Genomic DNA, 26,143 nt, shown 5'->3' with positions numbered 1-26,143 from the left:
CGTGACAGACCCGTCAGAAGTTAAAGCCGAGCTGTACCATCGCACCCCAGGTACGATCTTTACCGGCGGAGCCCGCGAGATCCAGATGCACCGCATTATTAAACGGCGACAGCCCAAGGCCGGCGGTAACCACGTTAACGTCATTTGATTTCAGATCGGCGCGGTAGCCTGCGCGCAGTGCCAGCCAGTCGAGCACGCGATATTCCGCGCCTGCGCCTGCATACTGGCTGCTCTCCTGCGACTTAAAGCGTTTGGTTTCCGTCAGATCCACATCGCCGGTCAGGGTAACCGGCCCGCGCTCCCATGCCAGTCCGGTCGTTACCAGCGGACGGATTTGATAGGTATCGCGATAGCCATTGACGACTTTGGTTTCCAGATCGCGTGAGATCAGGTTCTGCCCGGTCAGACCAAACGTCCAGTTTTCAGCAAACGCGGTTGCGAGACCGGCATCAACGTTAAAGCCGGTGTCTGAACTGCGATAGCGTCCGTTTTTGAGATCGTTTTTATCGTAGTTATAGACGCTGGCGCTGTAGTTGTAGAGCCAGGTCTTCTGCAGCTTGGGCGTAATACCGAGCGAGACCGGGTGACCGGCAACCGTGAACTCATGTGCCATGGCGATACCATAATCGGTGACCAGCGCTGCCAGCCCGTTCGCGCTGGAGCGCAGCTTATCCTGATCGCCCGGCTGCGGAAACGCTCCGTTTGCCAGACTATCCAGATAATCGATATCGCTCTGAGCCACATTGGCCCGGATATGGGCGGTGCCATAGGCTTTGGTAATAAAAGCAAACGGCAGCGTCGCATTGGGAACGGTGACGGCCAGCGCAACGCCAGCGGTGGCATCCGCTTTGTTACCTTTAAGCCCGCGCAGCTGATCGGCCATGTCACCGGCTGCGGCACGCAGCTGCGGTACGGCATCAATGGCGGCGAACGGATCTGAGATCAGATTCACGTTGATGTTATCAATCACGTCGCGATAGCGATCAACCGTATCGGTAATGTCATCAATGCGATCGACCAGCTTGTCTTTATCTGTAACCTGCAACCCGGCAGAGGGAAAAATAATGCCGGCGTTCTCTTCCGGCTGCGCGCGCGTCATCAGCGCCGGGTTAGCCAGCACGGCAGAACTCCAGTGCGACGACGCAACACCGGTTCCGCCCATCGCATCATTGCGCGCATCATACCAGGTTCCCGCGGCCAGCGCTGAAGAGGAAACCAGCAGCGCGTTTAAACCAGCAAAATAAGCCACCCGGGCCAGCGTAAAGCGTGTTGTCATCATGAGGCTGCTATCACCTTAAAAAATTATTGAGTGTCGCGTAGGCGAAATAATGGTGTTAACCGCTATTCTGAATGGCGGCTAACGCTTCATTGCTGTGAACTGAAAGGGATAAGCACTGCTGTTCGCAGAATTGGACACGATTGCGCCACACTGCGCTTTTTTTAGCCACTCAGGCGAAATATTGCTCTTATAAGGCCAGTGATAACTTTAGCCTGCCTGAACCATAACGGGAATCTGGTCACTTGCAAAGCAAAAATAGCGCACGAAACACGCTTAAAATTGCCGGATAAGTGTGATCGACAGCACGCTTCGGCCAGGGCAGGCAAAAACAGCATGGGCGGATAGAGTGTGATAAAATAACATCACCTGTTAGCCGGAGAACATTATGTCAACTCTTACCCCAGCGCAGCTGCTGACCCAGGTTGAGGCGCTCTGTCTCGATCGCGGCGTGCGTCTTACGCCACAGCGTGCCGAAGTACTGCGCCTGATGGCTGAGCAGAAAGGTTCTGTCAGCGCCTACGATCTGCTGGATCAGCTGCGTACAAGTGAGCCTCAGGCGAAGCCGCCCACGATTTACCGCGCCCTCGACTTTTTGCTGGAGCAGGGATTTATCCACCGCGTGGAGTCCAACAACAGCTATGTGGTCTGCCATCATTTTAATGAGCCGGCCCACAGCTCTGTCATGCTGGTTTGCGACAGCTGCGCCGCAGTGAGTGAACAGCAGGCGCACGGCGTGGAAAAAATCATTGCGGGACTGGCTGACCAGGCATACTTCAGCCTGCGCCATACGGTAATTGAAGCGCACGGCCTGTGCGAAAACTGTGCGGAAATTGCCGCCTGTACACAGCACGCCAGCTGTGCGCACGATCATGAAGCGATGAGTAAAAAACGCGGCAAAAAGGGCTGAGCACACGCCTGAAGGCATGCGGGCGGGTTATGCGCTGAAGCGGGAGTGGCACTAGCTGTGTGGATCGTTGTGCCGGCTTTCCCATTCGTTTACTTCGCGCTCCGCTTCTGCTCTGGCATAGCCGTAGCGCTCCTGAATCTTGCCGATCAGCTGGTCGCGTCTGCCTTCGATCACGCTCAGGTCATCATCGGTCAGCTTGCCCCACTGCTCTTTGCATTTTCCTTTAAACTGTTTCCAGCTGCCACTCGCTTCATCTCGGTTCATCGCATCTCTCCCCGGTTTGCTGAGCCAGACGGTGGCCACCCTGACGCGGGCTGAACCGCCGTATAACCTGCGTGCTGTCACGTTAAGGTTAACCGCTGCAGCACAAACTGCCAGTTTTGTGCGCTGCTGGCCGATCGGCTGACATCACACGCTGAACCAGCTGTCGCGCTGCCAGTGATGACGCCAGATCAGCCCGAGCGTAATGCCTCTCAGCGCGAGGAATACGGTAATAGCCAGCCATAAACCATGATTTCCGAGCCACGGCAGCGTCAGCAGCGTCAGCGCATAGCCCAGCGCCGCCAGCAGCATGCTGTTGCGCATATCCCGGCCGCGCGTGGCTCCGATAAACATCCCATCCAGCAGATAGCACCAGACGCCAGCCAGCGGCAGGATCACCTGCCAGATAAGATAGCGGTCGGCCGCCTCACGCAGCGACTCAATTGAGGTCAGCAGCGCAACAATTGCCGGGCCGCAGAGGGCGTAAATCACAGCGAACAGCAGCGCCACAATGCCCGCCTGCCGGCAGGCGGCATACCAAATCAGCCGCAGCCGGCTGCGATCGCCTGCGCCGGTCGCCTCACCGGAGCAGGCTTCCACCGCATACGCAAAACCATCCAGCGCATAGGCGGTAAAAGTCAGGAACATCAGCAATACCGCATTGACCGCAACCACGTCAGCGCCGAGTCGCGCGCCCAGCAGCGTCAGCGAGGCGAAACAGAGCTGCAGCAGCAGCGAACGCAGCATGATGTCGCGGTTAAGCCGGAACAGGCGCGCGGCGTCGCCGCGCCAGCTGGCTTTAAGCAGCGATAATGATATGCCGCGCAGCGCCAGCACCCGCGCCACCATCCAAACCCCCACGGCCAGCGTCACATAGTCCGCGACGGCGGTGGCCGCTGCGGCGCCCGCCACGCCCCAGTGCCACTGCAGAACAAACAGCAGATCGAGCAGGATATTCACGACGTTGCCGGTGATAAGCAGCACCATCGGCGCGCGCGCATACTGTACGCCGAGCAGCCAGCCGAGGATCACCAGGTTTGCCAGCGTGGCAGGCGCGCTGAGCCAGCGGATAGCGATAAAGGTTTGCGCCTGCTGCTGCACCGCCTCGCTGCCGCCCATCAGCGCGGCTGCCAGCTCGCTGACCGGCGTTCGTAGCACAATGAACAGCACGCCTGCCGCCAGCGCAATCAGCATCGGCTGGATCAGCGCGCGCGCCAGCGCTGGCTTATTGCCGGCGCCGAACGCCTGCGCCGTCAGGCCAGTGGTGCTCATGCGCAAAAAGAGCAGCAGCATAAAGACAAAGCTGGTGGCCGTTGCGCCCACGGCTACGCCGCCGAGGTAAACCGGGCTGTCGAGGTGGCCAATGATAGCCGTATCCACAATGCCCAGCAGCGGTACGCTGATATTAGAGAGGATCATGGGCAGCGCCAGGCGCCAGAGCGTGCGATCAGAAGAGGTAAACAGCGGCATCAGCCAGTCCTGTTATTGCGGGCAACGCGCCTCATGCAGCTGCACGGCGCCACGGTTGGAAGCAGAGGGGTAATATAGCAGACCGCGGCCTGTGCAGGCACAGACCGCAGCGGGGGGGCTAACCAGGTATTACAGCCATTCACCGGTGCGGACAATACCGACAGCCAGACCTTCAACGGTCAGAGACTGCTGGCGCGTATCCACTTCGATAGGCTGAAAATCGCTGTTTTCCGGCAGCAGATGCACGATAGCACCCTGCTTTTTCCAGCGTTTTACGGTGACTTCGTCATCAATGCGCGCTACCACGACCTGGCCATTACGCACATCCTGGGTTTTATGCACGGCAAGCAGATCGCCATCCATAATTCCGATATCTTTCATCGACATGCCGCTAACGCGCAGCAGAAAATCCGCGCTCGGCTTGAACAGGTTAGCATCGACCTGATAGTGGGTCTCGATGTGCTCCTGAGCCAGCAGCGGCTCGCCGGCAGCGACACGCCCGATCAGCGGCAGTCCGCCGCTTGTCTCTTCTTCCATCAGCAAGCGAATGCCGCGCGAGGCGCCAGAGACAATCTCAATGACTCCTTTACGCGCCAGCGCTTTCAGGTGCTCTTCAGCCGCATTGGGTGAGCGGAAGCCCAGCTGTGAAGCAATTTCAGCACGCGTTGGCGGCATGCCGGTTGAATTAATATGGTCGCGAATCAGGTCATAGACCTGCTGCTGCCTGCTGGTTAACGCTTTCATCCCGCCCCCTGGTTGTTTATACAGTCGCTGTGAGTATATACAGGTATTGGCGAAATGAAAACCGCAGCTGCGGCAAAAATCAGCGATATCTCGGTACGGGCGGCCTTAATATGCGCGCGGCCAGAGCAGCGTGATCCAGACAAACAGCGCGAGAAGGATCGTCAGCAGCACGGCGGCAGAACCCATATCCTTGGCGCGGCCCGCCAGCGGATGACGCTCCTGGCCGATTCTGTCGACCACCGCCTCAATCGCGCTGTTGAGGATTTCCACTACCACCACCAGTATCACCGAACCAATCAGCAGCACGCGCGTCACTGCGTCCACATCCAGCCAGCAGGCGACGACCACCGCAATCACCGCTGCAACGGCCTCCTGACGAAAGGCCGCTTCATGTTGCCAGGCCGCGCGAATGCCCTGCCAGGAGTAGCCCGCCGCTTTGATGATACGTAGCAGGCCGGTAACGTTATTTGCCATGAATAGGGAACCCTTGAGTAATTTTGGCGTCAATGAGTGCGCAGCGTGCGATGGCACAGCCACAGATCTTCGCTGCACTTTCTGGTATGCTTGCCGCGCTTTGCTAACAAGAGGCTTCAAGTTGTCTATGTCAGGTTGGCGTAAACTCTATTACAAATTATTGAATTTACCACTCTCTATTTTGGTAAAAAGTAAGGTCATACCGACCGATCCGGTTTCGGAGCACGGTATCGATCCCACCCGTCCCGTGATGTATGTTTTGCCTTATGATTCAAAGGCGGACCTGCTTACATTGCGTAACCAGTGTCTGCGGCTTGATCTGCCCGATCCGCTCGCGCCGCTGGAGATTGACGGCACGCTGCTGCCGCGTCATGTGTTTATCCATGATGGCCCGCGTGTCTTTCCTTACTACGTGGCGAACCCGGAGTCAGTGAAACTGTTTCACGACTATCTGGATCTGCATCGTAATAACCCGCAGCTGGATGTCCAGATGCTGCCGGTGGCGGTGATGTTTGGCCGTGCGCCAGGGCGTGAAATTCAGGGCGAGCCTACGCCGCATCTGCGCGTACTGAATGGCGTACAGAAGTTTTTCGCCATTCTCTGGCACGGCCGCGACAGCTTCGTCCGCTTCTCTTCCACCGTCTCGCTGCGCCAGATGGCGACCGAACACGGCACGGATAAGTCGATTGCACAGAAGCTGGCGCGCGTGGCGCGTATTCACTTTGCCCGCCAGCGTCTGGCTGCGGTAGGACCCAGCCTGCCCGCCCGTCAGGATCTGTTCAACAAGCTGCTGCAGTCGAAAGCGATTGAAAAAGCGGTTGAAGATGAAGCGCGCAGCAAAAAGATTTCGCATGAAAAAGCGCAGCAAAATGCCGTTGAGATGATGGAAGAGATCGCGGCAGACTTCTCGTATGAGGCGATTCGCGTTACCGACCGCATTATGGGCTGGCTCTGGAGCCGCCTCTATCAGGGCATAAGCGTCAACGGCGGCGAGCGCGTGCGTCAGCTGGCGCAGGATGGACATGAAATAGTCTATGTGCCTTGCCATCGCAGCCATATGGATTACCTGCTGCTCTCCTACGTGCTTTATCATCAGGGGCTGGTGCCGCCGCACATCGCTGCCGGTATCAATCTCAACTTCTGGCCAGCCGGCCCCATTTTCCGCCGGCTGGGGGCCTTCTTTATTCGCCGTACCTTTAAGGGCAATAAACTCTACTCCACCGTATTCCGCGAATATCTGGGCGAGCTGTTCAGCCGCGGTTACTCGGTTGAGTACTTTGTTGAGGGCGGACGCTCGCGTACTGGCCGCCTGCTCGATCCTAAAACCGGCACGCTCTCAATGACGCTGCAGGCGCTGCTGCGCGGCGGCAGCCGCCCGATTACGTTTGTACCGATCTATATCGGCTATGAGCACGTAATGGAAGTGGGTACTTACGCCAAAGAGCTGCGCGGCGCGGCCAAAGAGAAAGAGGGCTTTGTACAGATGGTGCGCGGCCTGCGTAAGCTGCGCAATCTCGGTCAGGGCTACGTTAACTTTGGCGAACCGCTGCCGCTGGTTAACTACCTGAACAAGCATATTCCCGAGTGGCGCGAGGCGATCGACCCTATCGATCCGCAGCGTCCCGCGTGGATGACGCCAGCGGTAAACGATATCGCTGCCCGCCTGATGGTGCGCATTAACGAAGCGGGTGCGGCCAACGCCATGAATCTGTGTGTGACCGCGCTGCTGGCGTCGCGCCAGCGCTCTCTGACGCGTGAGCAGCTGACGGAGCAGCTGGAGTGCTACACTCAGCTGCTGCGCAACGTGCCCTATTCACCGGAAGCGACGGTGCCCGATCTGAGCGCCGAAGCGCTGCTGGATCACGCGATGAGCATGAACAAGTTTGAAACCGAGCAGGACAGCATTGGCGATATCATTATTCTGCCGCGCGAGCAGGCCGTGCTGATGACCTACTACCGGAATAACATTCAGCACATGCTGGTGATGCCGTCGCTGATTGCCGCGATTGTGCAGCAGCACCGCGAAATCAGCGAAGCAGAGCTTTTGCGCCAGGTAAGCCTGGTCTATCCGATGCTGAAAAGTGAACTGTTCCTGCGCTGGGAAAATGCCGAACTGCCGGCGCTGCTCAGTGCGCTGTGTGCGGAGATGGCGCGACAGGGGCTGGTAACGCAGCTGGATGGGCAGATTAAGCTGAGCACCGCGCGCTATCGCTCGCTGCAGCTGCTGGCAGCCGGTATTCGCGAAACGCTGCAGCGCTTTGCGATCACTTTCGCCATTCTCAGTGCCAAACCCACGATCAACCGTGGCACGCTGGAGAAAGAGAGCCGCACGCTGGCGCAGCGTCTGTCAGTGCTGCACGGTATCAATGCGCCGGAGTTCTTTGATAAGGCGGTATTTACCACGCTGGTACTGACGCTGCGCGATGAGCGCTATATCAGCGACTCAGGTGATGCCGATGCGGAGCGCACGCACGCGATGTGGCAGATGCTGGCGGAGCTGGTCACCAGCGACGTGCGTCTGACGATTGAGAGTGCGATCGCACACGAGTAAGGCAAGGCAGGGACGCATGATGCGTCCCTGCCGGTTCAGAACAGCGCCAGAAACGGCTGCGTATTCAGCAGCACGCCAGCAAACAGCACCAGTCCGACGTAGTTGTTGTTCAGAAAGGCCTGAAAGCAGGCGTCGCGTTCGCGGCGGGCGATCAGGCTTTGCTGATAGACAAACAGCGCGCCGGCAGCCAGCAGTGACCAGTAGAATGCCCCGTTCAGATTCAGCATACTTCCCACCAGCGCCATCAGCCCCAGCGTAGCCAGCTGCAGCAGGCCAATAATCAGCTTGTCAAAACGACCAAACAGAATCGCCGTAGATTTAACGCCTATTTTCAGATCGTCATCGCGATCCACCATGGCGTACTGGGTATCGTAGGCCACCGTCCAGCAGATGTTAGCGAAGAACACCAGCCAGCAGACTAAAGGTAAGGACTCACTTACTGCAGCCCATCCCATCGGGATCGCCCAGCCAAAGGCTGCGCCAAGTACCACCTGCGGCAGATGGGTATAGCGTTTCATAAAGGGGTAGACCCACGCCAGCGCCAGCCCGCCAAAAGAGAGCAGAATGGTCATGCGATTCATGGTCAGCACCAGCATAAACGCCAGCAGGCCCAGCGCGGCAAACAGCAGCTTTGCCTCTTTCTCTGAAACCGCCCCGCTCGCCAGCGGCCGGCCGGCGGTGCGTTTGACATGACCATCCACTTTGCGATCGGCGTAATCATTAATGACGCAGCCGGCAGCGCGCATAACGATGACGCCAAGCACAAACACGATCAGCACCGGGAGCGGCGGTACCGCCATGCCAGCCAGCCACAGCGCCCAGAGCGTGGGCCACATCAGCAGCAGCGTGCCGATAGGTTTGTCGATGCGCATCAGGCGGCTGTAAGCCTGCCATTTGCTTACAGGTAGTGATTTTTGCACAGGTTTCATCCTTGCTGCAGCGCGCGGTAAAGCGGCGATGCCGGTAAAAAAAGTTCAGTTAACAGAAGGGGCTTCTCCGAAAGGCGCAGGCGAGAACGCCGTCCCCACAAATCGCCGGCCTGGCCAGGATGAATAAAATCGCGGCTCAGCGCTGAAGAGGCAAAAAGATAGCGCCCCAGCGGGCGTGTACCAAGCTGCTGCAGCATCTGCTCCGGTCCCTGCAGCGTACTCTCGGGCACTACGGTGCGGCCCAGCAGCCACGGCTCGCCGTCGCCGCACAGCACAATTTCACGCAGCCAGAAGCGCGTATCGTCCGGCAGAAAAGCCGCTTCTGCTGCCACTTCCGCCGCGCTGACAAAGCCTTCACGGATGGGTTGAACGGTAACCTGCCGGCAGTGCTGCTCAAAACGGCGCGTCATGGAATCTTCTTCCATCAGCCAGTCGGTCAGCGGTGCAGGCAGCAGCGAGGAGGCGGGTAACCACTGCAGGGCATATAACTGGCGCAGCGCATCGTGCGACATCAGGCGATCTCCGGCAAAAAAGTTGCCTTAGTTTACCGCAGAGCACGGCCGCTGGCACGGCCGCGAGCGCCAGAGATGATAAGGAACGCTATTCGCGCTTCAGCCGGTTGCTGTTTGCCAGCCACAGCGTGACCACCAGGATCAGGATCGCAGCGGAATAGCAGAGCGTGTCGAACGGGTTTTTGTGGTCAACGATAATCAGCCGGATAATGGCGGTGATCCCGATATAAACAAAGTAGCGCAGCGGAAAGTGATAGCCCGACTGAAAATATTTCACAATCAGCGCGATAAATTCAAAGTAGAGAAAGTAGATCACAATGCCTTCAATCAGCAGATAGGATGACGCCTGTTCACCGGTGCTGAACAGCACGTTAGCCAGATGAATCGTCTCCTTGCCGAGAAATACCACCAGGATCACGGCCAGGATCAACAGGCCGATGTTAAGTACCCACTGCAGCACCGTCGCGATAAGCTGACCGGCGGCTGATTTATCTGTCATTGCTGCGTCCTTAATGCGCAAATGAGAAGAGCGCTATCATGCTGCAATGTGATCTGAATCACAATATGACGTTAAGGTAGCGGTTCTCCGTCAGGGGCAGCGTAAACGCCGCGGATATCTCATCGCAGTGAACCGGATTCAGCTACAGTTAACAGGTCGACGCCGCTTCAGGTTATTTATATCTAACGAAAAATTCATGCGGTGCGCTACCGGTTTTCCCCCCGCTGCCGTGTTTGCCAGGCAGGCAGCTGGCTGCTTTTTGCCTGGCATACAGGAGTCTGCGACCGTGTTAACTCTGCTCAATCTGCTTTCTGCTGTCGCACTGCTGGTCTGGGGCACCCACATTGTGCGCACCGGCATCATGCGCGTGTACGGTGCCGATTTGCGTCGGGTACTGAGCCGCAGCGTGGAAAAAAAACCGATGGCTTTTCTGGCCGGCATTGGCGTTACCGCTCTGGTACAGAGCAGTAACGCCACCACGCTGCTGGTCACCTCGTTTGTGGCGCAAAACCTGGTCAGCCTGACACCTGCCCTGGTGGTGGTACTGGGGGCTGATGTCGGCACGGCCATTATGGCGCGCGTGCTGACCTTCGATCTCTCCTGGCTCTCCCCGCTGTTTATCTTTTTTGGCGTGGTTTTTTTTCTCAGCCGCAAACAGACGCGCGTCGGACAGATGGGCCGTGCCGCCATTGGTCTCGGGCTGATCCTGCTGGCGCTGCAGCTGATTGTCACCGCTGCACGTCCGATAACGCAGGCTTCGGGCGTACAGGTGCTCTTCTCCACCCTGACCGGCGATACGCTGCTGGACGCGTTAATCGGCGCCGTTTTTGCCATCATTAGCTACTCCAGCCTGGCGGCGGTGCTGATCACCGCAACCCTGACCGCCGCCGGGGTGATCTCATTTAAGGTGGCGCTCTGTCTGGTCATTGGTGCCAACCTCGGCAGCGGCCTGCTGGCGATGATCAACGCCAGCGGTTCCAATGCGGCCGGCAAGCGGGTGGCGCTCGGCAGCCTGCTGTTCAAGCTTATCGGCAGCATTGCGGTACTGCCGTTTGTTGATTTGATTGCTGAGCTGCTGGATCGGCTGCCGGTGAATGATGAAGAGCTGGTGATCTTTTTCCACGTTTTTTACAACCTGGCACGCTGCCTGATTATGGTGCCGTTTGCGGCGCCGATGGCGCGACTCTGCCAGCGTATGATTTCTGACGATGCAGAGCATCAGGCGCACCTCAAGCCCAGACATCTGGATAAAAGCGCGCTGGATACGCCTGCGCTGGCGCTGGTCAATGCCGCGCGTGAGACCCTGCGCATGGGCGACGTGCTGGAGCAGATGCTGGAGTCGTTCAGCCGCGTGGTTCGGGGCGAACTGCGTGAAGCGCACCGGGTGCGGCAGCTGGATGATGATGTTGACGTGCTCTATACCGCCATCAAACTCTATCTGGCCCGCATGCCGCGCGAAGATCTGGCGGAGGAGGATGCGCGGCGCTGGGCTGAAATTATTGAGATGGCGCTGAATCTTGAACAGGCGGGTGACATCATTGAGCGCATGAGCGGTGACGTTGCGGATAAATCGTTACAGGCGCGGCGGGCCTTTTCGGCAAAAGGGCTGGAAGAGCTGAATACGCTGCAGGAGCAGGTGCTGAATAATCTGCGCCTGAGCCTTTCGGTATTTCTGTCGCATGATATCACCAGCGCGAAACGCCTGCGGCGGGCCAAACATCGCTTCCGTATTCTGATCCGCCGTTTCTCTCATTCGCACGTGGAGCGACTGCATCTGAATAATGTGCAGAGCATTGAGACCAGCTCGCTGCATCTGGGACTGCTGGGAGATATGAAGCGCCTTAATTCGCTGTTCTGTGCGGTGGCTTATACCGTTCTCGACCAGCCAGATGATGAGCGGGAAGTAGATTAAGGTCTGCACGCAGGGGCGCGTTTATGCGCCCCTGATTTGATGCGGGCATCGGCCAGGGCGTCATTAATGATGCCCCTACGGTGCCGTAATAAACCGCGTCATTGGATCCGGTGCGGGCATCGACACGGTCGCCATGAATGGCGACCCTACGGTGACGTAATAAACCGCGTCATCGGATCCGGTGCGGGCATCGACACGGTCGCCATGAATGGCGACCCTACGGTGACGTAGGGGGCGCATTTATGCGCCCCTGGTTGGATGCGTGCACCGTATCAACCGCCATTAACGACGTTATTTAATCCCGCAGGAGGCGCATTTATGCGCCCCTGGGTTATTTACGATAACAAACTAAACGCAATCATGCCGACGATGGCGCCGGTGGTGCCGAGGATGGTCTCCATCAGCGTCCAGGTCTTTAGCGTCTCGCCCTCGGTGGCACCGGTAAAGCGGCCAAATAGCCAGAAGCCGGCATCGTTGACGTGGCTGATAATAATTGAGCCACCGCCGATACAGATTGAGAGCGCCGCGAGCTGTGCGCCGCTGTAGTGCAGCGGTTCGATCACCGGCATCACCAGCCCTACGGTGGTCAGACAGGCCACGGTTGCAGAGCCCTGAATAACCCGGATAGCACCCGCCAGAATAAAGCAGGCCAGCGCAATCGGCATACCGGCACCGGTCAGCGCGTGACCCAGCACCGGCCCCACGCCGGAGTCAACCAGCACCTGCTTAAAGACGCCGCCGGCACCGATAACCAGCAGAATAATGCCGGCGGGCTGCAGCGCGCTGCCGCACACCTGCATCACCTTCTCTTTATCCATGCCCTGCCGGTACGCCAGACCATAGATCGCCACCAGCAGCGCCAGCAGAATCGCGGTAAACGGATGGCCAATAAATTCCAGCCATTCGTAGAGCCGGGTATCCGGCGTGGTAAAGCGCGCACCGATGGTTTTCAGCCCGACCAGCAGCAGCGGAAACAGGATCAGAGAGAGGCTGAAACCAAATGAGGGCAGCCTGCCCTCGTCCACATCCGGCTGATGATCTTCCGGCGGCGCGCTGAAGCTGACGTGACGGGCGATCAGGCTGCCAAACAGCGGCCCGGCGATCAGCATCCCCGGAATGGCCGCGCAGAGTCCCAGCAGGATCATCCAGCCGAAATCAGCGTGCATTTGTGCCGCCAGCAGCATTGGCGCAGGTCCCGGCAGCAGAAACGCCGCCGCCGCCGCCACGCCGGCAAACAGCGGGATCACCAGCTTCACCAGGTTGTCATGCGTGCGGCGCGCCACCGCAAAGGCGATGCTGATCAGCAGCACCACCGCGACTTCAAAAAACAGCGGCAGCGCGCAGATCAGCCCGGCGATCCCCATCGCATAGTGCGCCCGGCTCTCGCCAAAGGTTTTCAGCATCCGGATAGCGATCTGATCCACCGCACCGGTTTCATGCAGAATTTTGCCGAACATTGCGCCAAGCGCTACGACGATGGCAAGAAAGCCCAGCGTGCCGCCCATGCCTTTCTGCATCGTATCGGCAATCTGATCGAGTGGCATACCGGAGAAAAGCCCGGCACCAATAGAAACCAGCATCAGGGCGACAAAGGCGTGCATCCGCGCTTTCATTACCAGAAACAGCAGCAGCAGGACAGAGCCTGCTGCGGTTAACACCAGCGTTGCGGTACTCATTACTCGCCCTTGTTGATTGCATCCCTGATGGTCGCAACCGTAGCTGCAACAACGTCATCCAGCGAGTGGTTGATATCCACCATCAGGACATCAGCCTCATCTGTGCCAGGTTCCTGCAGCGTGGCAAACTGCGTTACCAGCATCTGTGGCTTGAAGAAGTGACCCTTACGGGCTTTGAGGCGGGTTTCAATGGTTTCGAAATCGCCTTTCAGATAGATAAATTTCAGGTTGTGATTGCCCTGGCGCAAAATGTCGCGATAGGACTTTTTCAGCGCCGAGCAGACGATAATCGATACCGCCTGAGTGCGCTGCATGGCAAAAGCCGCGTCGTTCAGCGCCTGCAGCCACGGCTGGCGATCGTTATCATCCAGCGGGTGGCCTTCCGCCATTTTCATGATGTTACTGCGTGGATGAAGGAAATCTCCATCCAGAAAAGCGGTATTCAGTTCGTGTGATACCCGATTAGCAACGACAGACTTTCCGCTGCCGGATACACCCATCAGGATAAAAACGTGATGTGATGAAGATGGCGTGATCATAGTTTTGCGCTCCGGCAGCTTATTCTGCCAATGTTACCGATAACAAATCTGTCATTCATTGTCGGAGTGCGTCCCGATGCTGACAACCCTCGTCAGCCGGAAAAGCGTAAAAGTGTGAAGTGGCTCATACATTCGCCATAATCAGATGCTGTCACCTTCAGCAATCTCAAAGCCGATATCGAGCGGGCCGCTAAATGAACAATCGCCACTAATGCGCGCCAGCAGCATGGCAGCCGCCTCGCTTCCCATTCGTTCGCGCGGCGTCAGCACGGTGGCCAGCCGCGGCGTCACGACCTGCGTAATATCGTGGCCGTGAAAGCCCGCGATCGCCATCTGCTCCGGCACGCGCAGCCCCTGACGCTGGCATTCAAACATGGCACCTACGGCCAGGTCATCGTTAGTACAGAACAGACTGTCGGTTGCCGGATAGCGCTTTTGCGCCTCGCACAGCAGCTGTGCGCCGGCGCTGAAGGAAGAGGCGTCTTCCATCATCACGCTGTGCGGCGTCAGTCCCGCCTCGCGCATCGCCTGTTCATACCCCTGCTGCTTCTGCAGCGTACGCTCATCAAGCCGCGCCCCCAGGTAGACCGTATGGCGATGCCCTTTCTTCAGGATAGCCTGCGTCATCTGTCGCGCCGCTTCGACATTATCAAATCCCACCGCCATATCCAGACACGGCGTAACGCTGTCCATGATCTCAATGACCGGGATCCCGGCCACCTCCAGCATGCGCAGCGTACCAGTGGTATGGGTACGTTCAGTTAAGATCACGCCGTCAATATTCCAGCCCAGCAGCGAGCGCAGCTGCCGCTCCTCTTTTTCCGGATTGTAGCCAAAGTGCGCGACCAGCGTCTGATATCCCGCCTCATCGGTCACGGTTTCAATTCCGCGCAGCACGTCAGCAAAGACCTGGTTGGTCAGGGAGGGCAGCAGCACGCCAATGGCGCGGCTGGTGGCGTTTGAGAGCATATCGGGTGCACGATTAGGGATATAACCCAGCTCATCCAGCGCGACGGCAATTTTGTCACGCAGCGCGGCGGAGACCCGCTCCGGGTCGCGCAGATAGCGACTGACGGTCATTTTGGTGATGCCGACGCGATCGGCGACGTCCTGTAATACCGGTCTTTTCTTCTTCATCGTATGCACCTGAGGCCAGAGATACGCTGAGTTTATCACTATTTTTACCGCTTCCGCGTCTGATGCCTGCCCGCACGCCGGATGGGTCGAACGGCGATAAAAAAGCCAGCACGCAGGCTGGCTAAACAATACCGGAAGCAGTGTCGGGCTTACCGGCGATTAATAACCGGCGCTGAGATCGTCAACCGAGCGCGGATCGGACGCGCCGTAGCGCATGCCATCCGGACCGATCATGATGCTCTGCGTACTGCCCATTGCCGGCAGCACCTTCACGTGCTGACCTTTCGCTTCCAGCAGGCGCAGCGTATCGGGACTGAAGCCTTTCTCCACGCGCAGCTGATCGGGCAGCCACTGATGATGAAAACGCGGCGCGTTAGTCGCTTCCGCCACGTTCATTCCAAAATCGATGCTGTTAACCACCATCTGCAGCACGGTCGTGATGATCCGGCTGCCGCCCGGACTGCCGGTGACCAGCCAGGTTTTCCCCTCTTTGGCTACAATCGTCGGTGACATGGAGGAGAGCGGACGCTTCGCCGGCTGAATCGCATTCGCCTCGCCGCCGACCAGGCCGTAAACGTTTGGCGTACCCGGCTTCGCGGAGAAATCATCCATTTCATTGTTCATCAGGATGCCGCTGTTGCCCGCCACGATCCCGCTGCCAAAGTAGGTGTTCAGGGTATAGGTCACCGCCACAGCGTTGCCCGCTTTATCCACCACCGAGAAGTGGGTGGTCTGATTGCTCTCGTACGGTGCCAGCTTACCCGGTTTGATCTCTGATGACGGGCGCGCTTTGCTGACGTCGATCTGCTGCGCCAGGGTTCTGGCATAGGCTTTGCTGGTCAGCGCCTGCTGCGGCACTTTGACGAAATCGGGATCGCCAAGATACTCGGAGCGATCGGCGTAAGCATACTTCTCTGCTTCTGCCATGACCTGCATGGCGTCTGCGCTGCCGAAGCCCCACTTCGCCAGATCGAAGTTCTCCAGAATATTCAGGATCTGCACAATGTGGATCCCGCCCGATGAGGGTGGTGGCATGGAGAACACTTCATAGCCGCGGTAGGTGCCGCTGACCGGTTTACGCTCCACGGCACGGTAAGCGGCGAGATCCGCTTTGCCAATCAGCCCGCCGTGCTGTGCCATTTCGCCGGCGATCTCATCAGCAATGCGACCGGTATAGAACGCATCGGCTCCCTGCTGCGCAATCAGCTGCAGGCTGCGCGCCAGGTTCTTCTGCACCAGCCGATCGCCTTTCTGATAAGGTTTACCATCCGCTTTGTAAAAGATTGCCCGGCTGTTTGCGTGATTGATCAGGTTCTCTTTGCCATAGGTGGCAAGATCGTCCGCCAGCGCATCGTTGACGATAATGCCGTCACGCGCCAGCTTTATAGCCGGGGCCAGCAGCGTGCGCAGCGGCAGCGTGCCATACTTCTTTGCCGCCAGCGCAAATCCCGCGACCGTACCGGGTGTGCCAGACGCCAGGTGAGAAGTAAGTGATAACTTACTATCCGCATTACCCTGCTTATCAAGGAACATATCGCGCGAGGCGCGCGCCGGCGCCATTTCACGAAAGTCGATAGCAGCAGTACGCCCGGACGCCGTGCGCAGCAGCATAAAGCCGCCGCCGCCGAGATTACCCGCCTGCGGATGGGTAACGGCCAGCGCAAAGCCCACGGCGATCGCCGCATCCACCGCATTGCCGCCCTGTCTGAGAATATCCACGCCCACCTGCGTTGCCATCGCATCCACCGAGGCGACCATGCCGTGCTGCGCTTTCACCGGATGAAAGGTGTCGCTGTCAACGCCATAGGAGATTGGTGGCGCGCTTGCCGGCGCCGCAGCGGCCCCCTGCACCACGGTAAAACTCATTAACATCGCCCAGCTCAACTGGCGCAACCTGCCTGCTGTCCTCATCCTGCCACCATCCTTTTCAGTTGTTTACATTTGTTATTTATCGATGCAAGTGTTTGCTAAAGCAGTAAAAACATAACACTTAACGCAAATTGCACGCACGCCCGATTTCAGGCTTTGTGATATCGCATAAACTTATGAATAAGAGGCAGGCGGCCTGCGGGCCGCCTGTTTACACAGCAGATCAGACGATCGGAGGGAATAATGAAAACATGGCTTATTGCGCTGGCAGCCCTGCTGCCGCTGAGCGGTATGGCAAATACGCTGAATAACAATGTGAATCAGCCCGGCTATAACCCAAGCCAGCAGCGTATGCAGACCCAGATGCAGACCCAGCAGCAGCAGCAGCAGCGCCTGCTGCATCAGGATCAGCAGCGGCAGACGCAAAATATGCAGCGGCAGCTGCAGGAAAAACGCGACAGTACCCGGCAGCAGGTACTGCAGTCGCAGCCGGGTCAGAATACGCAGCAGAACGGCACCATGCCGAATAACAACTAACTGAAATCGGGACCGATAATATCGATGCGATCGGTGCAGATGGCATCCACACCCCAGTTCAGCAGCTCGCGGGCACGTGCGGGCTGGTTAACCGTATAGGCCAGGATACGTAACCCCGCCGCCTTCAGCAGTGCGGTACGTTCAGCATCGAGCAGCCGGTAATTCAGGTGAATCGACACGCACTCCAGCTGACTGGTCAGCGCCTGCCATGCGTCATCCCACTCATCCAGCAGCAGACCGCGCGGCAGCTCTGGCGCGGCCTGCTGTGCTGCCGCCAGCGCTTCAGGTGAGAACGAGGAGAGCAGCGGAGGTGTCTGCCCCTGCCAGAGCTGACAGGCGGCGAGCGCCACGGCAGCGCCCGTCTCCGCGTCGGTGCCGGTAGTGGGTTTGATTTCGATGTTCGCCATCATCCGGTGCTGACGACAGCGCGCCGCCACATCCGTCAGCAGCGCCAGCGGCTCGCCCGTAAACGCCCCGCTGAACCAGTCGCCGGCATCGAGCTGTGCCAGCTGCGCCCACGTCTGTTCGCCCGCCACGCCCCAGCCGCTGCTGGTGCGATCGAGTGTGTCATCGTGCAACAGAAAGATCTGTTTATCCTGCGAGAGTTTGGCATCAAACTCAATCATGGTATGGCCGTAACGCGCGCCGGTATCGATCGCCGCCAGCGTGTTTTCCGGGGCGAGTTTACCGCCGCCGCGATGGGCCACAATTTTCGGGTAGGGCCAGTTGTTGTTACTCATTCCAGACGTTTTCCATGAACAGCATCGAAGAAGTGTAACGCATCCGGCGGCAGATGCAGCCACAGCGTGCTGCCCGCCTGCGGACGTTCGCTGTGCGGCAGCCGTACCACCAGCCGCGCCTGACCAAGATGGCCGTGTGCCAGGTTGTCCGCGCCGAGGATCTCCAGCGTATCGACCACCAGCGGCACGCCGCCTGCTTCACGTGAAGAGAGATGAATATGCTCAGGACGGATGCCAAGCGTCAGCGGCCTGTTAGCCCACTGCGGCCGTCTCTCGCCCAGCGGCAGGCTGTTCAGCGCATCCAGCATAAAGTGCAGGCCGTCGCGGCTGATCTCTCCTGGCAGCAGGTTCATCGCCGGGGAACCGATAAAGGCGGCAACAAACTGGCTGGCCGGGCGCTCATAGACCTCTACCGGCGTGCCAACCTGCTCCACAATCCCTTTGTTCATCACCATCACCCGCTCCGCCAGCGTCATCGCCTCAACCTGATCGTGCGTTACGTAAAGGCTGGTGGTTTTCAGGCGGCGGTGCAGCTGCTGCAGTTCAAGACGCATCTGCACGCGCAGGCGCGCATCAAGGTTGGAGAGTGGTTCATCGAACAGGAAGACAGCCGGTTCACGCACGATAGCGCGTCCCATCGCCACACGCTGCCGCTGCCCGCCCGAGAGTTCCCGCGGTCGCCGGTTCAGCAGGTGATCGAGCTCCAGACTGCGCGCGGTCTCCAGCACGCGCTGGGCGATCTGCGCTTTGCCCATACCGCGGATTTTCAGGCCATAGCCCATGTTTTCGCCTACCGTCATATGCGGGTAGAGCGCGTAGTTCTGAAACACCATCGCGATGCCGCGATCTTTCGGCTCCATCTCCGTGACCCGCTGCTCAGCAATAAAAATGTCGCCGGAGCTGACGCGCTCCAGTCCGGCCACCATGCGCAGCAGCGTCGATTTACCGCAGCCGGATGGCCCCACCATCACCATAAACTCGCCCTCGTTGATGGTGATGGTCAGCGGCTGGATCACCGCATTTTTGCCGTCATACGATTTCGTCACGCTCTGTAAAGTTACGCCTGCCATCTATTTCTCATTCTCCACCAGGCCACGCACAAACGCGCGCTGCATTACAAGAACCACCACAACCGGTGGGATCAGGGTTAATAACATCGCCGCCATCACTTCATTCCACTGCGTCGGACCGCCGCTGGTGTTGATCATGCTTTTTACTCCCGCCACGGCGGTGCTCAGGCTGGCATCATTAATAATCAGCAGCGGCCAGAGATACTGATTCCAGCCGTAGATAAACGTGATCACAAACAGCGCGGCAAGGTTGGTTTTGGACAGCGGCAGAACAATGTCCCAAAAGAAGCGCATCGGCCCGGCGCCGTCAATGCGCGCGGCTTCAATCAGCTCGTCCGGCAGCGACAGGAAGAACTGGCGAAACAGAAAGGTAGCCGTTGCCGACGCCATCAGCGGCAGCGTCAGCCCGCTGTAGCTGTCGAGCAGGTTAAGCGTGGCGATCACCTCGACCGTCGGAAAGATACGGACTTCAACCGGCAGCATCAGCGTAATGAAAATCAGCCAGAAAAAGAGCGTGCGCAGCGGAAAGCGAAACCAGACCAGCGCAAAAGCTGAGAGCATAGAAACGCTGATTTTGCCGATCGTAATCGCCAGCGCCATAATAAAGCTGTTCAGCAACATCATGCCAAATGCCGCGCTGCCGTTAACGCCCTGCGTCCAGATACGCGAAATGTTCTCCCACAGATGCGTGCCGGGCAACAGCGTCATCGGCACCTGATAAACCGCGGTGTTATCCAGCGTGGCGGCGACAAAGGCGACATAGAGCGGAAACAGAATGGTCAGCACGCCCAGAATCAGCAGCGTGTGGCTGAAAATATCCAGCCCGCGTCGGTTCTCAATCATTGATATTGCACCTTACGCTCAACAAAGCGGAACTGCAGAATAGTGAGGCCAATCACCAGCAGCATCAGCACGACCGACTGCGCGGCAGATGAGGAGAGATCGAGACCGGTGAATCCTTCCCGATAAATTTTGTAGATAAGCGTGGTGGTGGACTGTACCGGCCCGCCACCGGTAGCGGCATCAATGACCGGAAAAGTGTCAAAGAAGGCGTAGACCAGGTTGACCACCAGCAGAAAGAAGCTTACCGGCGTAATCAGCGGCAGAGAAAGATGGAAAAAGCGCCGTACCGGCCCGGCTCCGTCGATAGCGGCCGCCTCAGTCAGCGACTTCGGAATCGACTGCAGCGCCGCGAAGAAAAACAGAAAGTTGTAGCTCATCTGCTGCCAGATAGAGGCGAGCACGACCAGAAACATTGCCTGACCGCTGTTCTGCGCATAGTTCCAGTTATAGCCCATCTGATTGAGCAGATGGCTGAGCAGCCCAAGCCCCGGATTAAAGAGGAACATCCACAGCACTGCGGCGACCACCGGCGCCACCGCGTACGGCAGCAGCAGCAGGGTCTGATAGAGCTTCTGCAGACGCACAACATAGTCAACCAGCGCGGCCAGCAGGAGCGAGAACAGCATCCCCAGCACCGTGACCAGCAGGCTGAACACTATGGTGGTCCAGAAGGAGTCGAGATAGTAGGGATCGCTGAACAGACGACTGAAGTTCTCCAGCCCGACAAAAGTGCTGGAGATGCCAAATGGATCGATGCTCTGCAGCGAATACCAGAGGGCCTCTCCGGCAGGCCAGAGAAAGAAGATGGCGGTGATAATCAGCTGCGGTGCCATCAGCAAATAGGGCAGCAGCCGGGCACGAAAGACCGGACGAGACGATGAGGGCATAGCGAACTCACGCTGAAAGCGGGAGCGACCCAGCGTCGCTCCCGGTGGATCGGATTTATTTCACCTGCTGTTCAAAGCGGCGCAGCAGTGCGTTACCGCGCTTAACCGCGTTATCCAGCGCTGCCTGCGGCGTCTGCTTGCCGGTCCAGACGCCTTCCAGCTCTTCATCTACCACCGTGCGGATTTGCGGCATATTGCCGAGGCGCATCCCTTTGGTGTACGGCAGCGGATCTTTGTTGAGCATCTGCCGGGTAGCGATATCCGCGCCCGGGTTTTTCTCATAGAAACCCTGCTTTCTGGTCAGCTCGTAGGCGGCGGTAGTGATCGGCAGGTAGCCGGTTTTCTGATGCCATTCGGCGGCAATCTCCGGCTGCGCGAGGAACTTCATAAACTCCGCCGCCCCTTTATAGGTAGCCGCATCTTTGCCTTTCATCACCCACAGGCTGGCGCCGCCGATGATGGCGTTCTGTGGAGCTTCAGGCACGGTATCGTCATACGGCATCATGCCAACGCCGAAGTTAAATTTGGCGTAGTGCTTGATATCCGCCAGCGAACCGGAAGAGGCGGTCGTGATCCCGCAGTCGCCGTTATAAAACTTGGCGGTCGGCTCATCCTTGCGTCCAAAGTAGGTGAAATCACCTTTTTTGTTCATCTCTTCGAGCATCTGGATATGCCGCACCTGCACCGGTTTGTTGAACTCCAGCACCGCATCGGTGCCGTCGAAGCCGTTGTTTTTACTGGCTACCGGCAGCGCATGCCACGCGCTGAAGTTTTCAATCTGGATCCAGCCCTGCCAGCCGCTGGCATAGCCGCAGCTCATGCCGGCTTTACGCAGCGCAGCGGCGTCTTTTGCCAGCTCCTGCCAGGTTTTTGGCGGCTGCTCCGGATCGAGCCCCGCTTTTTTAAAGGCATCTTTGTTGTAGTAGAGCACCGGCGTTGAGCTGTTAAACGGCTGAGAGATCAGCTGACCGCTGCTGTCGCTGTAGTAACCCGCCACGGCCGGCACAAACTGCTTCGCATCCATCTGCACGCCAGCCTGGCTGAACACGTCATGCACCGGCACAATCGCTTTCGAGGCCATCATGGTTGCCGTACCGACTTCATAGACCTGCAGCAGCGCAGGCGCTTTACCGGTGCGTACCGCTGCAATCCCCGCCGCCAGGCTCTGCTCGTAGTTACCTTTGTAAGTGGGCACAATTTTGTAATCGGGATGCGCCTGGTTAAAACGCTGTGCCAGAGAGTCAACTTCTTTGCCTAACTCCCCTTCCATTGAGTGCCAGAAAGGGATTTCGGTCGCAGCCAGCGCGTTACCGCTGAGCGCCAGACCAAGCAACACACTCATCAGACGGGGACGAAGCGTTAAAGCGGTCATAAAGTTTTCCTGTGCTGTTAGGTACGCGCAATATCACGCATTTTTTGTTCGCGGAGTAACATGACACGGGAAGATGATAGAAAAATAACCGAAATATGACAGAGATATGACACACAGAAACGCGCCAGCCAGGCGGCAAAACGTGAACGTCGTGCACATTTTTTAGCAAAAAAAGCGGCAGGCAGGAGAAAGGCGGCCCGGCAGGATACCGGGCCGCAGGCCGGTCAGGCGCCGAGATAGGCGCTGCGTACCGCTTCGTTAGAGAGCAGCGCCTCGCCGCTGTCCTCCAGCACTACGTGACCGTTCTCCAGCACGTAACCGCGATCGGCAAGCTTCAGCGCCTGATTGGCGTTTTGCTCAACCAGAAAGATGGTCATCCCCTCTTTACGCAGCTGCTCGATGGTGTCAAAAATCTGCTGGATGATGATAGGCGCCAGGCCGAGCGAGGGTTCATCCAGCAGCAGCAGACGCGGCTGGCTCATCAGCGCACGACCAATCGCCAGCATCTGCTGTTCGCCGCCGGACATGGTACCGGCACGCTGCACTTTGCGTTCTGCCAGCCGGGGAAACAGCTGGTAAACCCGCTCAATACGCGTCTGATACTCATGCCGGCTGGCAAAGAAACCGCCCATCGCCAGATTCTCCTCCACCGTCATGCGGGAAAACACCCGACGCCCTTCCGGCACGATCGCGATCGCCTCCCGCATGATTTTTGCCGTCTGCCAGTCGGTGATGGTTTTTCCGTCAAACACAATGGTGCCGCTGCTGGCGCGCGGCTCGCCGCACAGCGTACCCAGCAGCGTGGTTTTACCGGCGCCGTTGGCACCAATCAGCGTGACGATCTCCCCCTGACTGATATGCAGATTAATATTGTGCAGCGCCTGGATCGGGCCGTAGTGGGCGCTTACACCCTGCAGCGTTAACATCGGGTTTGCCATCTTACGCCTCACCTAAATAAGCCCGGATCACGTCCGGGTTGTTGCGGATCTGTTCCGGTGTACCGTTCGCCAGCGGCGTTCCCTGATTGACCACGTAGATGCGGTCGGAAATGCCCATCACCAGCTTCATATCGTGTTCAATCAGCAGCACTGATACCTTGTGCTCGCTGCGCAGCTCGGCGATCAGCGCATCCAGCTCATGCGTTTCACGCGGGTTGAGGCCCGCGGCCGGTTCGTCCAGCATCAGGATCTCCGGGCGCGTGACCATGCAGCGGGCAATTTCCAGCCGGCGCTGCTGGCCGTAAGCCAGATTGCCCGCCTGGCGGTTTGCCAGCTCCAGCAGGCCGATACGCTCCAGCCAGATGGCTGCGCGATCGAGCGCCTCGCTCTCACCACGGCGAAACGCCGGAGTTTTTAACAGGCCGGAAAAGACACCGCTTTTCAGATGCTGATGCTGCGCCACCAGCAGATTTTCAATCACCGTCATCTCACGGAACAGCCGCACATGCTGAAACGTGCGCACGATACCCATGCGCGCGATTTTCTGCCCCGGCAGACCCTGTAGCGGTCGATCGCGCAATTTAATGGTGCCGCCGGTTGGCTTATAGAAGCCGGTCAGGCAGTTGAACACGGTCGTTTTACCGGCACCGTTAGGTCCGATAAGCGAAACAATCTCCTGCGGATGCAGCGCCAGTGCCACATTGTTGACGGCCAGCAGGCCGCCAAAACGCATCATCAGGCCTTCAACGGCTAATAAAGGCTGACTCATGCCTGCTCTCCCTGTTTGCTCTTTTTCAGTTTCAGATGCGGACGCTTCATCGGCAGTAACCCCTGCGGACGCCAGATCATCATCAGCACCATCAGGCCGCCCAGCACCAGCATGCTGTACTCATTAAGATCGCGCATCAGTTCACGCGATACCACCAGCAGGATCGCCGCGAGGATCACCGCCAGCTGCGACCCCATGCCGCCCAGTACCACGATAGCCAGCACAAACGCGGATTCGACAAACGTAAACGACTCCGGGCTGACAAAGCCCTGGCGCGCCGCAAACAGCGTCCCGGCAAAACCGGCAAATACGGCGCTGATGGTAAAGGCGGTCAGCTTGATGCGCGTCGGACTTAAACCCAGCGAGCGGCAGGCGATCTCATCTTCGCGCAGCGCTTCCCATGCGCGCCCCAGCGGCATACGCAGCAGGCGATTGATCACAAACAGCGTCAGTACCACCAGCAGCAGCGCGACCAGATAGAGGAAAATCACACGGTGATTAGGGTTGTAGGCAAGCCCGGTCAGGTCGTGGAATGTCGTCCAGCCCCCTTCGCTGACGCGGCGGCCAAACTCAATGCCAAACAGGCCGGGCTTGGGGATCTGCGCAATACCGTTCGGCCCGCCGGTAATCGACGTACTGTTCAGCAGCAGAATACGCACGATTTCACCGAAACCGAGCGTGACAATCGCCAGATAGTCGCCGCGCAGGCGCAGCACCGGAAACCCCAGCATCAGGCCAAAAGCGCCCGCCACGATGCCCGCCAGCGGCAGGCTCTCCCAGAAGCCAAAACCGTAGTAGTGGTTCAGCAGCGCAAAGGTATAGGCGCCAATGGCATAAAAACCGCCGTAGCCCAGCACCAGCAGTCCGGAGAGGCCAACCACCACGTTAAGCCCCAGTCCCAGCATGACGTAGATCAGCGTCAGCGTAGCAATGTCGATGCTGCCGCGTGAGGCAAACAGCGGCCACGCAACGGCAGCGACGATCAGCAGCGTCATCAGCAGTTTCTGCTTCGCGGTAGATCCATCAAACGCCGGCAGCACAAAGGCTTTACCGCTGCGGCGAAGCCGGCCTGAAAATAGCGGACGCAGCAGCTGAAAGATAAAGACCACCGCGCAGCCCGCGAAGATCCAGTTCCAGCGAACCTCGCCCGCGCTGACCACAATCAGCCGGGTGCCATCCAGGTCGAGACGCATGCCCATAAAGAAGCTGGCCAGCACCAGCAGCATTGCCGCAGAGAGCACGGCGTTAAGCAGACCGAGACGCTTCATACTTTCTCTACCTCCGGGCGACCCAGAATACCGGTTGGCATCACCAGCAGGACCACAATCAGCAGCGCAAAAGAGACCACATCTTTATATTCTGTCGAAAGGTAAGCTGACGTCAGCGCTTCCGCAATGCCAAGTACCAGCCCGCCAATCATAGCGCCGGGAATACTGCCGATACCGCCCAGAACCGCTGCGGTGAACGCTTTCATGCCGGCCATAAAACCAATAAACGGGTTGATTGAGCCGTAGAACTGCCCCAGCAATACGCCCGCGACCGCTGCCATCGCCGCGCCGATCACGAAGGTCAGCGAAATAACGCGATCGGTATTGATGCCCAGCAGGCTGGCCATTTTCAGATCTTCCGCACAGGCGCGACAGGCGCGGCCCATACGCGAATAGCGGATAAACAGCGTCAGCGCCAGCATTGCCAGAAACGTCACTACCCAGATCACCAGCTGCATGGTCGTGAGCGTGGCGGCGAAGCCGTTGCTTTCACCCAATGTCCACTGGCCGGTGATCAGACTCGGCAGCGCCAGATCGCGCGAGCCCTGGGTCAGGCTGACGTAGTTTTGCAGGAAAATAGACATCCCGATGGCGGAGATAAGCGCAATCAGCCGCTTGGAAGCGCGCACCGGCTTATAGGCAACGCGTTCAATACTCCAGCCGTAAGCGCTGGAGATGATCACTGCCATGATAAAACCGGCGGCGATCATCAGCCACGAGGTATCAATGCCCATCATCATCAGGGCGGCAATGACAATAAAAGAGACATAGCTGCCGATCATGTAAACCTCGCCGTGGGCGAAGTTGATCATGCCGATGATGCCATACACCATGGTGTAGCCAATCGCGATCAGCGCATAGGTGCTCCCGAGGGTTACCCCGTTGAACATCTGCTGAATAAAATAGAGAAACTGCTCGGACATAATGAGGACCTGCAAGTGGATCAGAGATTCCCTCTCT

The 26,143-nt window shown here is 58.3% G+C and carries 25 protein-coding genes; 4 read left to right on the top strand and 21 right to left on the bottom strand.

Going from position 1 to position 26,143, the window contains the following annotated elements:
• Positions 1-13: 13 nt before the first annotated feature.
• A complete protein-coding gene (locus tag AC2CF9_RS15245) occupies positions 14-1,276 on the bottom strand; it encodes a conjugal transfer protein TraF (protein ID WP_484557399.1) in 1,263 nt (420 codons plus the stop codon).
• Between the two features lie 388 nt (positions 1,277-1,664).
• On the opposite strand from AC2CF9_RS15245, the gene zur reads away from it, so the two are divergent.
• A complete protein-coding gene (gene zur / locus AC2CF9_RS15240; protein WP_484557375.1) occupies positions 1,665-2,186 on the top strand; it encodes a zinc uptake transcriptional repressor Zur in 522 nt (173 codons plus the stop codon).
• 51 nt (positions 2,187-2,237) lie between these two features.
• Here the strand turns inward: zur and AC2CF9_RS15235 are convergent, their stop codons facing one another.
• The 4 genes from AC2CF9_RS15235 to AC2CF9_RS15220 all read right to left on the bottom strand — a co-directional run bounded on the left by AC2CF9_RS15235 (position 2,238) and on the right by AC2CF9_RS15220 (position 5,135).
• Entirely contained in the window at positions 2,238-2,450 is a 213-nt protein-coding gene (locus AC2CF9_RS15235; protein WP_150018205.1) for a CsbD family protein, read from the bottom strand.
• A gap of 144 nt (positions 2,451-2,594) precedes the next feature.
• Positions 2,595-3,917 (bottom strand): MATE family efflux transporter DinF, encoded by a 1,323-nt coding sequence (gene dinF / locus AC2CF9_RS15230; protein WP_484557374.1) that lies wholly within the window; start codon positions 3,915-3,917, stop codon positions 2,595-2,597.
• A gap of 129 nt (positions 3,918-4,046) precedes the next feature.
• Positions 4,047-4,661 carry a transcriptional repressor LexA gene (gene lexA / locus AC2CF9_RS15225; RefSeq protein ID WP_065650361.1) on the bottom strand — a complete coding sequence of 205 codons (615 nt, stop codon included), beginning with the start codon at positions 4,659-4,661 and terminating at the stop codon, positions 4,047-4,049.
• Positions 4,662-4,766: 105 nt separating this feature from the next.
• On the bottom strand, positions 4,767-5,135 hold the full coding sequence (locus AC2CF9_RS15220; protein WP_108570124.1) for a diacylglycerol kinase: 369 nt from the start codon (positions 5,133-5,135) through the stop codon (positions 4,767-4,769).
• 127 nt (positions 5,136-5,262) lie between these two features.
• On the opposite strand from AC2CF9_RS15220, the gene plsB reads away from it, so the two are divergent.
• Positions 5,263-7,686 (top strand): glycerol-3-phosphate 1-O-acyltransferase PlsB, encoded by a 2,424-nt coding sequence (gene plsB, locus AC2CF9_RS15215; RefSeq protein WP_484557398.1) that lies wholly within the window; start codon positions 5,263-5,265, stop codon positions 7,684-7,686.
• A gap of 35 nt (positions 7,687-7,721) precedes the next feature.
• Here plsB and ubiA read toward each other — a convergent pair whose 3' ends face one another.
• The 3 genes from ubiA to psiE all read right to left on the bottom strand — a co-directional run bounded on the left by ubiA (position 7,722) and on the right by psiE (position 9,626).
• Complete coding sequence (gene ubiA, locus AC2CF9_RS15210; RefSeq protein WP_190315030.1) at positions 7,722-8,615, bottom strand: 4-hydroxybenzoate octaprenyltransferase; 894 nt, start codon at positions 8,613-8,615, stop codon at positions 7,722-7,724.
• Entirely contained in the window at positions 8,612-9,127 is a 516-nt protein-coding gene (gene ubiC, locus AC2CF9_RS15205; RefSeq protein ID WP_150018202.1) for a chorismate lyase, read from the bottom strand. Before ubiC ends, ubiA begins: the two co-directional genes overlap by 4 nt.
• Positions 9,128-9,215: 88 nt before the next feature.
• On the bottom strand, positions 9,216-9,626 hold the full coding sequence (gene psiE, locus AC2CF9_RS15200) for a phosphate-starvation-inducible protein PsiE (protein WP_065650366.1): 411 nt from the start codon (positions 9,624-9,626) through the stop codon (positions 9,216-9,218).
• 286 nt (positions 9,627-9,912) lie between these two features.
• On the opposite strand from psiE, the gene AC2CF9_RS15195 reads away from it, so the two are divergent.
• Complete coding sequence (locus tag AC2CF9_RS15195; protein WP_484557373.1) at positions 9,913-11,538, top strand: Na/Pi cotransporter family protein; 1,626 nt, start codon at positions 9,913-9,915, stop codon at positions 11,536-11,538.
• Between the two features lie 335 nt (positions 11,539-11,873).
• Here AC2CF9_RS15195 and gntU read toward each other — a convergent pair whose 3' ends face one another.
• The 4 genes from gntU to ggt all read right to left on the bottom strand — a co-directional run bounded on the left by gntU (position 11,874) and on the right by ggt (position 16,801).
• Positions 11,874-13,214: a gluconate transporter gene (gene gntU, locus AC2CF9_RS15190; RefSeq protein WP_039381950.1), complete on the bottom strand. Its 1,341-nt coding sequence runs from the start codon at positions 13,212-13,214 to the stop codon at positions 11,874-11,876.
• Positions 13,214-13,753 (bottom strand): gluconokinase, encoded by a 540-nt coding sequence (gntK, locus tag AC2CF9_RS15185; protein WP_039381948.1) that lies wholly within the window; start codon positions 13,751-13,753, stop codon positions 13,214-13,216. The genes gntU and gntK overlap by 1 nt, the downstream gene beginning before the upstream one ends.
• Before the next feature lie 141 nt (positions 13,754-13,894).
• On the bottom strand, positions 13,895-14,890 hold the full coding sequence (gene gntR, locus AC2CF9_RS15180) for a gluconate operon transcriptional repressor GntR (protein ID WP_484557372.1): 996 nt from the start codon (positions 14,888-14,890) through the stop codon (positions 13,895-13,897).
• 159 nt (positions 14,891-15,049) lie between these two features.
• Positions 15,050-16,801 carry a gamma-glutamyltransferase gene (ggt, locus tag AC2CF9_RS15175; RefSeq protein ID WP_484557371.1) on the bottom strand — a complete coding sequence of 584 codons (1,752 nt, stop codon included), beginning with the start codon at positions 16,799-16,801 and terminating at the stop codon, positions 15,050-15,052.
• A 201-nt stretch (positions 16,802-17,002) separates the two neighbouring features.
• On the opposite strand from ggt, the gene AC2CF9_RS15170 reads away from it, so the two are divergent.
• Positions 17,003-17,296 carry a DUF2756 domain-containing protein gene (locus tag AC2CF9_RS15170; RefSeq protein ID WP_484557370.1) on the top strand — a complete coding sequence of 98 codons (294 nt, stop codon included), beginning with the start codon at positions 17,003-17,005 and terminating at the stop codon, positions 17,294-17,296.
• On the opposite strand, the gene ugpQ is transcribed toward AC2CF9_RS15170, so the two are convergent.
• The 9 genes from ugpQ to livH form a co-directional block, all read right to left on the bottom strand.
• Positions 17,293-18,036, bottom strand: a complete 744-nt coding sequence (gene ugpQ / locus AC2CF9_RS15165; protein ID WP_484557369.1) for a glycerophosphodiester phosphodiesterase — start codon at positions 18,034-18,036, stop codon at positions 17,293-17,295. The genes AC2CF9_RS15170 and ugpQ overlap by 4 nt on opposite strands.
• Entirely contained in the window at positions 18,033-19,106 is a 1,074-nt protein-coding gene (locus tag AC2CF9_RS15160; RefSeq protein WP_484557368.1) for a sn-glycerol-3-phosphate import ATP-binding protein UgpC, read from the bottom strand. The genes ugpQ and AC2CF9_RS15160 overlap by 4 nt, the downstream gene beginning before the upstream one ends.
• Complete coding sequence (gene ugpE, locus AC2CF9_RS15155; protein ID WP_094111291.1) at positions 19,107-19,949, bottom strand: sn-glycerol-3-phosphate ABC transporter permease UgpE; 843 nt, start codon at positions 19,947-19,949, stop codon at positions 19,107-19,109.
• Complete coding sequence (gene ugpA / locus AC2CF9_RS15150; RefSeq protein WP_484557367.1) at positions 19,946-20,836, bottom strand: sn-glycerol-3-phosphate ABC transporter permease UgpA; 891 nt, start codon at positions 20,834-20,836, stop codon at positions 19,946-19,948. Before ugpA ends, ugpE begins: the two co-directional genes overlap by 4 nt.
• 55 nt (positions 20,837-20,891) lie before the next feature.
• Positions 20,892-22,208, bottom strand: coding sequence for a sn-glycerol-3-phosphate ABC transporter substrate-binding protein UgpB (gene ugpB / locus AC2CF9_RS15145; RefSeq protein WP_150018650.1), 1,317 nt, complete (start codon positions 22,206-22,208; stop codon positions 20,892-20,894).
• 224 nt (positions 22,209-22,432) lie between these two features.
• A complete protein-coding gene (livF, locus tag AC2CF9_RS15140; protein WP_094111290.1) occupies positions 22,433-23,146 on the bottom strand; it encodes a high-affinity branched-chain amino acid ABC transporter ATP-binding protein LivF in 714 nt (237 codons plus the stop codon).
• A 1-nt stretch (position 23,147) separates the two neighbouring features.
• Positions 23,148-23,915 (bottom strand): high-affinity branched-chain amino acid ABC transporter ATP-binding protein LivG, encoded by a 768-nt coding sequence (livG, locus tag AC2CF9_RS15135; protein ID WP_039381923.1) that lies wholly within the window; start codon positions 23,913-23,915, stop codon positions 23,148-23,150.
• The gene (locus AC2CF9_RS15130; protein WP_150018651.1) at positions 23,912-25,183 is read right to left on the bottom strand and encodes a high-affinity branched-chain amino acid ABC transporter permease LivM; all 1,272 of its coding nucleotides are present in this window, start codon (positions 25,181-25,183) and stop codon (positions 23,912-23,914) included. Before AC2CF9_RS15130 ends, livG begins: the two co-directional genes overlap by 4 nt.
• Positions 25,180-26,106, bottom strand: a complete 927-nt coding sequence (livH, locus tag AC2CF9_RS15125) for a high-affinity branched-chain amino acid ABC transporter permease LivH (protein ID WP_039381919.1) — start codon at positions 26,104-26,106, stop codon at positions 25,180-25,182. Before livH ends, AC2CF9_RS15130 begins: the two co-directional genes overlap by 4 nt.
• Positions 26,107-26,143: the final 37 nt, after the last annotated feature.

The sequence above is a fragment of the Pantoea sp. SYBGC1 genome, assembly GCF_057197005.1.
This window is presented reverse-complemented; position numbering and strand designations above follow the sequence as displayed.